Here is a 12240-nt window from a genome sequence, read left to right on the forward strand (position 1 = left end):
CGTCTCAGTCCCTACCTGTCCTGACAATTTCTGGATCGACTTACACAGAGATCTTGACAGGCCCCGGCCCCGTTCCCGGTGACCACGTCGTAGCCGATCACGTCGTAGCCGATCACGTCGTAGGCAACCGCGTCGTTGGCAACCGTGTCGTGGGTGCCCGCGCTGCTCCCCGGGTTGGTCTGATGGCGGTGGAGCTGCCCGGCTCGTGGCCGACTCCGGGTCAGTTCGCATCCCCCGCCGGCCGGATCGCCTGTGGGGCGCGCTCGGGCCGCGCTGCGCACCGACTCGAGCTCTCCCGTGCCGGTGGTGCCGGTGGCACTCATCGAGCCGGTGGCACAAGCACATCGCACCGACAGCCGACACCCCGGTGCCCGGTCGGGCGTCGAGTTGTCCACATGGCCCCGAACCATCCACAGCTGCGAGAACCGACCGTCCCAGCGGTCCCGATGGCGCGACCCTCGTAGGGACAGCGAAACCGCCGCCCAGGAGGATCCCGTGCCCGCCAACCGCATCACCGTCATCGGCAACCTGACCCGCAAGCCCGAGCTCCGTTACACGCCGACCGGTGTCGCCGTCGTCGAACTGACCGTCGCGGAGAACTACCGCCGGCTGGACACCGTCAGCAAGGAGTGGCGCGACGTGTCGAAGACGTACTACCGCGTGACCTGCTGGCGGAGCCTCGCCGAGCACGCCGCCGGCACCCTGGGGAAGGGGCACTCCGTCATCGTCGTCGGCCGCATGTACATGGACGAGTGGGTGGGGCGGGAGGGCGAGCTGCGTCGCACGCTGTGCATCGAGGCCGACAGCGTCGGATACGACCTGAAGTACTCCTCGGCCCTGGTGCCTCCGCGGGCACCCGGGCCGGACCGGCAGGCCGCCGCGGAGGACCGCACCGGGCGGCCGGCGTCCGGCTGGGAGGTCGTGGTCGGCGAGCCCCCGACCGACGAGCCGGACGACGTCGACGAACCCTTCGACGTGGACGGGGAGGACGTCGAGGGCCGCAGCATGGTCGACCGCATCAGGCAGGAGCAGCTGGCGACCGCACCGGCCTCCGACGGCTGAGTGCGACCGAACTACCATCGTGGTCGTGGCGGACCTGATTTACACGATGCGGAACGTGCGCAAGGCGCACGGCGACAAGGTCATCCTGGAGAACGCGTCGATCAGCTTCCTGCCGGGGGCGAAGATCGGCGTGGTGGGCCCGAACGGGGCCGGGAAGTCGACCGTCCTCAAGATCATGGCAGGGCTGGAGCACGCGAACAACGGTGACGCGACGCTCAAGCCGGGAGCAACCGTCGGGATCCTCCAGCAGGAGCCGCCTCTGAACGAGGAGAAGACCGTTCTCGGCAATGTCGAGGAGGGGCTCGGCGACATCAAGGTCAAGCTCGACCGGTACAACGCGATCGCCGAGGAGATGGCGACCAACTACACCGACGAGCTGATGGAGGAGATGGGCCAGCTCCAGGAGGAGCTCGACCACGCCGACGCGTGGGAGATCGACTCCCAGCTGGAGCAGGCGATGGACGCCCTGCGCTGCCCGCCGCCCGACGCCGAGGTCACCCACCTGTCCGGTGGCGAGCGTCGCCGGGTGGCGCTGTGCAAGCTCCTGCTGTCCAGCCCGGACCTTCTCCTGCTCGACGAGCCCACGAACCACCTCGACGCGGAGAGCGTGCTCTGGCTGGAGCAGTTCCTCGCGAACTACCCGGGCGCCGTCCTGGCGGTCACCCACGACCGCTACTTCCTGGACAACGTCGCCGGCTGGATCCTCGAGCTCGACCGGGGCCGGACCTTCCCCTACGAGGGCAACTACTCCACCTACCTGGAGAAGAAGGCGGAGCGGCTCGCCGTCCAGGGCAAGAAGGACGCCAAGCTGCAGAAGCGGCTGAAGGAGGAGCTGGCGTGGGTCCGCTCCAACCCGAAGGCGCGGCAGGCGAAGAGCCGTTCCCGGCTCGACCGGTACGACGAGATGGCCGCCGAGGCCGACCGGCACCGCAAGCTGGACTTCGAGGAGATCCAGATCCCGCCGGGGCCGCGTCTGGGTAACCAGGTCGTGGAGGTCTCGCACCTGGACAAGGGCTTCGACGGCCGCCAGCTGATCAAGGACCTGTCCTTCACGCTCCCGCGGAACGGCATCGTCGGGGTCATCGGCCCGAACGGCGTCGGCAAGACGACGCTGTTCAAGACGATCGTCGGGCTCGAGAAGCCGGACTCGGGAGAGGTGCGGATCGGCGATACGGTCAAGCTCTCCTACGTCGACCAGAACCGGGGCGGTATCGCACCGGAGAAGACGGTCTTCGAGATCGTCTCCGACGGCCTGGACTTCATCCAGGTCGGGAACGTGGAGATGCCGTCCAGGGCGTACGTGGCGGCGTTCGGTTTCAAGGGCCCGGACCAGCAGAAGCCGGCCGGGGTCCTCTCCGGTGGCGAGCGGAACCGGCTCAACCTGGCGCTGACGCTCAAGCAGGGTGGAAACCTGATCCTGCTCGACGAGCCGACGAACGACCTGGACGTCGAGACCCTCGGTTCGCTGGAGAACGCGCTGGAGCAGTTCCCGGGCTGCGCCGTCGTGATCTCCCACGACCGCTGGTTCCTCGACCGTGTCTGCACGCACATCCTCGCGTGGGAGGGCACCGACGAGAACCCGGCTGCCTGGTTCTGGTTCGAGGGCAACTTCGAGGCCTACGAGAAGAACAAGATCGAACGGCTCGGCGCGGAGGCGGCGCGACCGCATCGAGTCACGCACCGTAAGCTCACTCGCGACTGAGCGCTACGCCGCCGGGCCGTACCCGGGCGGGTCCGATCTGGGCAGAGCGGACGCAACGGCGCTGCACGTGCAATCCGGCCGGTGGTGTCCACAGGAGGCGATGTGACGTCCGACCTGGGAAATCGTGTCGGTAGTACGGCAACCGCCGAGCTGCGGACAGCAGCGGCGCTGCGTTGGCAGCGTCCGCTGCTGACCGCGGAGCTCGCCGGGCACGCCTGCGTGCGCGCCGTTGCAGACGGTGACGATCTGCACTGGGTCCAGGCCGCGGGCTGGCTGCTCGACGGGTTGTCGGCCGGCGGTGACGCCCGTGACGTCGCCACTGCCGTACTCGGCGGGGTCACCGGCATCGGCGATCCCGACGAGGCGGTGCCCGCCGTGCCCGCCCGGCCCCCCGGGGCGGCGTTGCTGAGCCGGCCCGAGGCGTTCCGGCTGCGGGTCGTGCTGGCCGCCGTCGCCCAGGCGGACGGGGAGTGGGAGAGCGCCCGGGCACTCGTCGCCGGGTTGCCGGACGACGCCCCGGGCGAGGAGGCGGGCCTGCTCCGTCTCGACCGGCTGGCCGTCGAGGTGCGGTGCGCGCTCGCCGACCCGGCGGGTGCCGACCTTGCCGGGCTGCGCGCGGCCACGGAGTCGTGTGCCGGGCGGCTCGGCGGGGAGGCGTCGGCGTACGCCGAGCTCGTCGCCGGTTCGGTGTACCGGGCCTGCCGGGAGCACGACCGCGCGGTGGACTGCGCGCTGCGCGGGCTCGCGCAGCTGGGCTGGACGCCCACCCGGCCCGAGGCGCGTCCGCTGTCGGCGCACCTCGCGGCCGCGCTGCTCAGCCAGTGGATCACGGCGCTGCTCGATGCCGGTCGGGTGCCGCTCGCGGCGGTGCGGGCCGCGGCCGCGCAGCGCGACGTCACCGACGCCGGACGACAGGGCGTGCTGCTGCGGCTGACGCTCGCGCGGGCGGAGGCGGGCCGGGCCGACCACGCGTCGCGCGCGCTCGCCGAGGCCGCCGAGGGCGCCGCCGCCGCGGGCGTCCCCGCACTCGTCGCGGCCTGCCGGAACGCGCAGTCGGAGCTGTACGAGAGCGCCGGCCGGTACCGCGAGGCGCTCGAGGCGATGCGTGCGGCCGCCGAGGCCGATCGGCTCGACCGTGCCCGGGGCCGCCGGTTCCGGCAGGCGGTCGCGGCTGCGCTTCCGCTGCCGGAGGCGGCCCCGGCCCGCGGTGCGGCCGTGCGGCGCCGGCCGTCGCCGGTGCCGGTGAGCACGCCGGCTGCGGCGGACGCGGATCAGGACCGCGGGCGTCCGGCGTCCGGCGATCCCGCCTGGTCCGGGATCGTCGCCGCACACGGACGCGGGGCCGGCGTGACGGCCGAGCCTGCGGGCGCGATCTCCGGGCGTGCGGATCGGGGCTGGGCGGGCGCCGGCGGGGAGCTGCCCGCCGAGTCCTGGACGGCCGGCAGGCGGTCCGCGACGGCGCGCTCGGGGATCGACCCGGACGATCCGCTCGGGGTGTCCGGGCTGCTCGGCACCGTCGACGGTCCGGACCCGGTGCCTGCGCCGAGGAACGGATCGGGATGGTCCGCTTCGTCGGGCTCGTCGGGCTCGTCGGGCTCGTCGGGTGAGCACGGCCGGCTGCCGTCGAGGAGCCGACCCGACCGGGCTGCACCGGGGTCGGCCGCCGCGGGCGGCCTCGCCACCGGTGGCCAGGCCCGCACCGGGGCACACGACGACGACCACCCCGATCGCGGCGTGCTGGATGCCGTGGGTGCCGGTGATGCCGGTACCGACGAGCCGGATCCCGCGGGCGTCGACACCGCCGACGCCGGCACCCCGCTCGCCGACGAGCTGGTCGCGGAGCTGCGCGCCAACGGCCGCTCCCGGGTGCCCGCGCGGGGCGTCCTGAACGGGGCCGCCCGGACCGCGGACACCCCGGACCGCGCTGCGCCGGAGCGCCTCCCCGCACCCGAGCGGACGCCCGCCGTCCCCGCGGCGGTGGAGCGCTCGATCCTGGTCGACATCGTCGACGCCGATGGCCGGACGGTGCCCGCCGAGCAGGCGATGGGCACGCTGCACGAGATCGCCGTGCGGTCCCGCCGGCTGGTGCCGCCGTCCGGTTCGGCGGGTATCGACGCCGCCGCCGTGCGGGTCACCCTCCCGGACGCAGACCGGGTGACCGTCCTGCTGTGGGCCCGGTCGCTCGCGACCCATCTCGCCGATCGCGTCCCGCAGGGCGGTCTCCCCGAGGGGGCCGCGATGCGATTGCGCGCCCTCGGCCCGGACGGCATCGAGGGCGACGAGGTCGTCCGCCGGTTGACCGGTCCGGACGAGCCCGCCCGGGTCGACGCCCCGGCCTGGGCGCCGGCCGCCGACCGGCAGCGGGTGTCCGCGGTGCCCGCCGCGACGCCGGGATCCGAGGGCACCGGGGACGACGGGCAGCAGCCCCGTCCGGACCCGGTCGCGGGCCCCGCGATGGCGAGGCCGCTCGATCTGGCGTCCGTCGTCGCCGAGAAGGAGCGCGGGGGACGGCGTCGTGCAGCGGACGGGGACGTCGCGCCGCTGCTCAAGGCCGGGATCACCGTCCGGCCGGGCAGTGGCGGGCGCCGGCGCACGGATTCGCCCGTCGGGACCGGTGGCCGCGACGCCGCCGGTGAGCCGCGCCGCGGGGTGACCGGCGACGGTGGCGCGGACATCGTGCCGGTCGCCGCTGCCGAGCATGCTGTGCACACCACCGCCGGCGCACCGGCCGGGGCGGCGGCCGCCGGAAACGACCTGGCGGCCGCCGGGAACGACCCGGCGGTCCGGGGGAGCGATCCGGCGGCTGCGGGAAGCGATTCCGTGGTCGTGGGGAGCGATCCGGCGGCCGCGGGGCGCGACCTCGTGGCTGTGGGGAGTGATCCTGCGGCTCTGGGGAGCGACCGCGTGGCGCTGGGCGGCGATCCGGCGGCTGTGGGGCGCGACCTCGTGGCTGTGGGGAGCGATCCGGCGGCGGTGGGGAACGATCCGGTGGTTGTCGCGAGTGACCCGGCGGCGGCGGGGAACGATCCGGTCGTTGTCGGGAGTGACCCGGCGGGGCCCCGCGCGGGTGTCTCCGACCGGCGGCTGGCCGACGCGGTCCGCGCGCACATCGACCTGTCCGGGTCGGCGGTGACCGGGAGCCGGTCCGCCGAGGCGGACCCGGATCCGGCCGGGGACCGGGCCGGGCTGCCGGTCGCCTGGTCGTCGGTGTCGACGGGGAGCGGCCCGGGGGCGCTGCCGAAGCGGAACGGGCGGGCCCGCCGCTCCGGCGGGGATCCGGCGGCCGCGTCGGCGGCAGGATCGGGGCCCGGCCGGCCGGGCGCGGCACGCCCCTTCGCGCTGGCGGGGGACACCGCCGGCCACGACGACGTGTGGACGGTTCGCACCGTCGGTCCGGAGCCGGTGGTCGTGCCGGGCGAGGCGTCCGGTCCGGATGCGGCGCCTGGGCCGGACTCGCAGCCGCGATCCACGACTGCGTCGGGGCTGGACCCGGAGTCGGGGCCGATGCAGGCCGCGGGGCTGGACCCGGTGCAGGGGCTGGACCCGGAGTCGGGGCCGATGCAGGTGGCGGGGCCGGACCCGGTGGCGGGGCTCGACCCGGTCCCGGGGCCGATGCAGGTGGAGGGACTGGCCCCTGAGCCGGGTTTGGACTCGGTGGCGAGGCCGGACCCGGGACCCGCGTCGGCGCCGGAACCGGGATCCGAAGCGGCCGCCCGGTCGCACACCCGCGACGTCTACCGGGCCGCGTGGTCGGCGGACCGGCCCGGCGGGCTCTTCGGCGACCTGGTCGGCGGGAACGTCCCGCTCAGCGGCGCCGACCTGTTCGCAGCCCCAGCCGACCCCGACCCCGACCCCGACCCCGACCCCGACCCCGATGCCGATGCCGCGGCCGGGGCGCGGCCCGGTCCGGGTGACCACGACGCCGGGGCCGGGTCCCGGTCCGGTCCGGGTACGGAAGGCCGGTCCACCGCACCCACGGACTCCGGGCCCCGGGAGGCGGGAGCCCCGGTGACGGAGTCGGGTGCCGGGCCGGGGTCCGGTGCCCACAGGGTCGGGCAGGAGCCTGGGGCCGCGTCCGGTGCCGGGCCGGGGTCCGGTGCCCGCACGGTGCGGCGGGAGCGTGGGGCGGCCTCCGGTGCCGGGCCGGGGTCCGGTGCCCGCACGGTGCGGCGGGCGAGCGCCCCGCCGGCCGACGACGACACGACCGACACGACCGACGCGACCCCGGGGGCCGGCGAACCGGCTGCGGCCGGCCCGGCCGACCGGCCCGCCCCGGGGCGACCGGGCACGAGCGGCGGCAGCGCTGCCGCGGCGGTCACCGGCGGGAACACACCGCCCACCGAGGGCGCACCGTCCGACGCCGGCACGACCACGTCCGGCGATCCGGCCGAGATCCCCGAGAACATGAGCATGGCCGATCTCCTGGCCGGGGCGCTCGCCGCGTATCGCGAGATCTGATCCGGCCTGCACGAACGGCCCGCTCACGGCCCCGTTCCGGGTTTCCGCAGAGTGCCCGGCGCCGTCACCCTCACGGGATAGGGTGACGGCCGCCAACACACGCGGGTCGGAGTGGGACGTGAGCAGCGGTACGACGGGCGACACCGGAGACAGGACCGACCTCGGCGCGTCGGCGGGCGGTGAACCGCGCCCGGGCAGCAGCGCCGCCGCGGACCTGGTCCGTCACTACGCCCGGCACACCCCCGAGCCGGAGAGCACCGACGGCGGCGCGCTGCCGGGCCCGGCGTCCGTCGTCGACGCGCATCTCGCGCTCGCCGCGCACCGCGAGCCGGGCCGGGCCGTCATCCGGGTCGTCCCCGGCGTCGGGGGCGCGGCGACGGTCGACATCGTCACCGACGACATGCCCTACCTGGTCGAGTCGGTCATCGCCGGGGTCGCGCGGGCGGGCGGCACGGTGCGCCGGGTCGTGCACCCGATCCTGGTCGTCCACCGCGACGCGGCGGGCACCCTGCGCGGTGTCGACACCGAGGCCGATCCCGGCCGCCCCGGCGACGCGCTCGCCGAGTCCTGGATGCACCTCGACGTGGTGTACGAGGGCAGGGCCGACGAGGGCGGCCTCCCCGGGAACGGGGCCTCCGGCGGCGGGCTCGATCCGGACGCGCTGCGGGCCGAGCTGGAACGGACGCTGTCCGACGTCCGGCAGATCGTCGACGACACGGCCGCGATGACCCTGCGGGCGCGCGTCCTGGCCGACGATCTCACCGGCGCCGGGACCGTCACCGCGCTGGACCCGGGCGACGACGTGCACCCGGCCGAGGTCGCCGACCTGCTGCGCTGGCTGGTCGACGACCACTTCGTGTTCGTCGGGTACCGGCACTACTCGCGCCGCGACGGCCGCCTGCAGCCCGACACCGAGACCGGCCTGGGTGTGCTGCGCCCGCACGACGCCGGGGCGAACGTGTTCCTCCCCGGGGAGACCTGCGCCGGGGGCAGCGGCGCCGGCGACCCGGCGGGGCTGTTGCTCATCACCCGCGCCGGGGAACGCAGCCGGGTGCTGCGGGCGGTGCACCCGTACTACGTCGGTGTCCGGACCCGCGCCGCCGACGGCACCGTCACCGGCGAGCACCGCTTCCTCGGCATGCTCACCGTGCCGGCCCGGCACGAGTCCGTACTGGACATCCCGGTGGTCGCCCGCCGGGTCCGGGGCGCGATCCGGCGCGCCGGGTTCCCCGCCGACTCCTACTCCGGGCAGCAGATGCTCGAGGTCTTCTCGGTGCTGCCCCGCGCCGAGCTGTTCGCGTCGTCGGAGCAGCGGCTGCACGACACCGGGGTCGGTGTCCTGGAGGCCAGCGCCCGGCGCGCGGTGCGGCTGTTTGTGCATCCCGACCCGTACCGCCGCTTCCTGACCTGCCTGGTCTACCTGCCCCGCGACCGCTACACGACCGACACCCGGTTGCGGATCACCGAGATCCTGCGCAGCAGGCTCGGCGGCACCGACACCACCTACACCGCGCAGGTCGGCGACGCCGAGCTGGCGATGCTGCACCTGACCATCACCACCGACCCGGCGGCCGATCCGGCCGAGGTGGACGTCTCCCGGCTGCAGGACGAGGTCGCCGAGGCCACCCGGACCTGGGACGACCTGCTGGTCGCCGCCCTCGGCGACGCCGGTGCGGCGGCCCGGCCCCTGCTGGCCGGCGTCCCCCGGTCCTACAAGGCCGGGGTCGCGCCCCGGCACGCCGTCGAGGACCTGCGCCGGGTGATGACACTCGGCGCGGGCGGTGGTGACAGCGCAGGTGCCGGTGCAGGTGCCGGTGCAGGTGATGGCGACGCGTTCGACCTGCGCCTCTACCGCGGCGCGGACGACGACATCCGGTTCGCGCTCTACCTGCGCGACTCCCCGGCGACGCTGACCCGGATGCTGCCGCTGCTGCAGCAGCTCGACATCGACGTCGTCGACGAGCGGCCCTACGAGTTCACCCTGCCCGGCGGGCGCGGCTGCTGGCTGTACGACTTCGGCGTCCGCGCCCCGGAACCCGCCGGGGCGCCCGCCGCACCGGCCGTCGCGGTGGAGGACGCCGGGACCCGGTTCGAGGAGGCGTTCGCGGCCGCGTGGCGCGGCGACGCGGAGTCCGACCGGTTCTCCGCGCTGGTGCTGCGCGCCGGGCTGCACTGGCGGGAGGCGGCCGTCCTGCGTGCCTACAGCCGCTACACCCGCCAGGTCGGCGGCCGGTTCACCCTGCAGTACACGGCGAACGTCCTGGTCGCGCACCCGGACGTCGCGCAGGCCCTGATCACCCTGTTCCGGGCCCGGTTCGACCCGGAGCGCGCCGACCCGGTCGAGCGGGAGGCCGCGCACCACCGCGCGCTGGAGCACGCGACCACGCTGATCGACCAGGTCAGCGGCCTCGACGCGGACCGGATCCTGCGCGGGCTGCTCGCCGTGATCGAGGCGACGCTGCGGACCAACTGGTTCCGGGGCCGGCCGTTCTTCTCGTTCAAGCTCGACCCGGCCGCCGTGCCGGACATGCCGCCGCCCCGGCCCAAGTACGAGATCTTCGTGTACGCGCCCGGGGTGGAGGGCGTGCACCTGCGCTTCGGGCCGGTCGCCCGCGGCGGGCTGCGCTTCTCCGACCGCCAGCAGGACTACCGCACCGAGATCCTCGGGCTGGTGAAGGCTCAGGCGGTGAAGAACGCGGTGATCGTGCCGGTCGGCGCGAAGGGCGGCTTCGTCGTGCGGACGCCGTCGCCGTCACCCGAGCACGTGCGCGAGTGCTACACGACCTTCATCTCCGGCCTGCTCGACGTCACCGACAACCTGCTGACCCGGCCGGACGGCAGCACCGAGACGCTGCCGCCGCCGGACGTCGTGCGGCACGACGGCGACGACTCCTACCTCGTCGTCGCCGCCGACAAGGGCACCGCGACGTTCTCCGATCTCGCCAACTCGGTCGCCGCGTCGTACGGCTTCTGGCTCGGTGACGCGTTCGCCTCCGGCGGCTCCGTCGGCTACGACCACAAGGCCATGGGCATCACCGCGCGCGGCGCCTGGGAGTCGGTGAAGCGGCACTTCGCCGAGCGCGGCCTGGACACCCAGACCGAGGAGTTCACCGTCGTCGGCGTCGGGGACATGTCCGGTGACGTGTTCGGCAACGGGATGCTGCTCTCCGAGCACATCCGGCTGGTCGCCGCGTTCGACCACCGGCACGTGTTCGTCGACCCGGACCCGGTCGCCGCGACCTCCTACGCCGAGCGGCGCAGGCTGTTCGAGCTGCCCCGGTCGTCCTGGGAGGACTACGACCGCACGCTGATCAGCGCCGGTGGCGGGGTGTGGCCGCGGACCGCCAAGTCGGTGCCGGTCGGCCCGGAGATGCGCGCCGCGCTCGGCCTGCCCGACGGCGTCACCCGGCTCTCCCCGCCGGAGCTCATCCACGCCATCCTGCTGGCCCCCGCCGATCTGCTGTGGAACGGCGGCATCGGGACGTACGTGAAGGCGTCCGACGAGTCCAACGCCGAGGTCGGCGACAAGGCCAACGACCTCATCCGGGTCGACGGGCGCGAACTGCGGGTGCACGTCGTCGGCGAGGGCGGCAACCTGGGCCTCACCCAGCGCGGCCGGATCGAGTTCGCCAGGGCCGGCGGCCGGATCAACACCGACGCCATCGACAACTCGGCAGGCGTCGACTGCTCCGACCACGAGGTCAACATCAAGATCCTGCTCGACCGGCCGGTCGCCGAGGGGATGCTGGACACCCCGGCGCGCAACGCGCTGCTGGAGTCGATGACCGACGAGGTCGCCGACCTGGTGCTCGCCGACAACATCGCGCAGAACGCCGTCCTCGGCGTCGCCAGGGCGCACGCCGCCGACATGGTCGGCGTGCACGGCCGGATGGTCACCGATCTCGTCGAGCGGACCGGGCTGGACCGCGAGCTGGAGGTGCTGCCCGATCCGGCCGGGTTCGACGGGCTCGCCGCCGACGGCCTCGGTCTCACCAGCCCCGAACTGGCGACCCTGCTCGCCCACACCAAGCTGGACCTGACCGACCGGCTGCTGCAGACCGACCTGCCGGACCGGCCGGCGTTCGCCGCGACGCTCCCCGCCTACTTCCCGGCCCCGCTGCGCGAACGGTTCGACCACGCCGTCCGCAACCACCCGCTGCGCCGGGAGATCATCGGCACCCGGCTGGTGAACCAGATGGTCGACGGCGCCGGGATCAGCTACGCGTTCCGGCTGGGTGAGGAGCTGGCCGCCGGGCCGGACGACGTGATGCGGGCCTGGGCCGTCACCACCCGGGTGTTCGCGCTGCCCGAGCTGTGGGAGATGGTCCGGACCGCGGACGTCCCGGTGTCGGTCGCCGACGCCGTCGTGCTGGAGTCCCGCAGGCTGCTGGACCGGGTGTCGCGGTGGTTCCTCACGAACCGGCCGCAGCCACTCGCCGTCGGCGCCGAGATCAGCCGGTTCGCCGACCCGATCGCGCAGCTGCGCCGGCAGCTGCCCGAGCTGCTGCAGGGCCGCGAGCTGGCGGCCGTCCGGGACCGGGCGGCGGCGCTGAGGGCGTCCGGCGTGCCGGAGGCGCTCGTCGAACCGGCGGCACTGTCGCTGTACGCCTACGGGCTGCTCGACGTCGTCGAGCTCGTCGAGCTGTCCGACCGGGAGAAGGAGCCCCGCCCGGCCGACGAGGTCGCCCGGCTGTACTACGCGCTGTCCGAGCACCTCGGCGTCGACCAGGCGCTCACCGCCGTCAGCAGGCTCGACCGCGGCGACCGCTGGCACGCGCTGGCCCGGCTCGCGCTGCGCGACGACCTGTACGGCTCGCTGCGCTCGATCACCCTCGACGCGCTGCGGGAGACCCCGCCGGGCACCGGCGTCACCGAGGCCGTCGCCGCGTGGGAGCAGGCGAACGCGTCGAAGCTGTCCCGGGCGCGGACCGCGCTGGAGGAGATCGGGGCGTCCGCCTCGCTGGACCTCGCGACGCTGTCGGTGATCTCGCGCCAGCTGCGTGGCCTGGCCCGGTAGC

Annotated in this window: 4 protein-coding genes; all 4 read left to right on the forward strand. The window is 74.7% G+C overall.

Going from position 1 to position 12240, the window contains the following annotated elements:
* The first annotated feature begins 495 nt into the window (after positions 1–495).
* The 4 genes from ABD160_RS20735 to ABD160_RS20750 all read left to right on the forward strand — a co-directional run bounded on the left by ABD160_RS20735 (position 496) and on the right by ABD160_RS20750 (position 12239).
* Positions 496–1062, forward strand: a complete 567-nt coding sequence (locus ABD160_RS20735; RefSeq protein ID WP_344024975.1) for a single-stranded DNA-binding protein — start codon at positions 496–498, stop codon at positions 1060–1062.
* Positions 1063–1087: 25 nt separating this feature from the next.
* Positions 1088–2764: an energy-dependent translational throttle protein EttA gene (ettA, locus tag ABD160_RS20740; protein WP_344024977.1), complete on the forward strand. Its 1677-nt coding sequence runs from the start codon at positions 1088–1090 to the stop codon at positions 2762–2764.
* Between the two features lie 102 nt (positions 2765–2866).
* A complete protein-coding gene (locus ABD160_RS20745; RefSeq protein WP_344024979.1) occupies positions 2867–7222 on the forward strand; it encodes a hypothetical protein in 4356 nt (1451 codons plus the stop codon).
* A 118-nt stretch (positions 7223–7340) separates the two neighbouring features.
* A complete protein-coding gene (locus tag ABD160_RS20750) occupies positions 7341–12239 on the forward strand; it encodes an NAD-glutamate dehydrogenase (RefSeq protein ID WP_344024981.1) in 4899 nt (1632 codons plus the stop codon).
* Position 12240: the final 1 nt, after the last annotated feature.

The organism is Pseudonocardia kongjuensis (assembly GCF_039526905.1).
In the GTDB taxonomy this organism is placed as follows: domain Bacteria; phylum Actinomycetota; class Actinomycetes; order Mycobacteriales; family Pseudonocardiaceae; genus Pseudonocardia; species Pseudonocardia kongjuensis.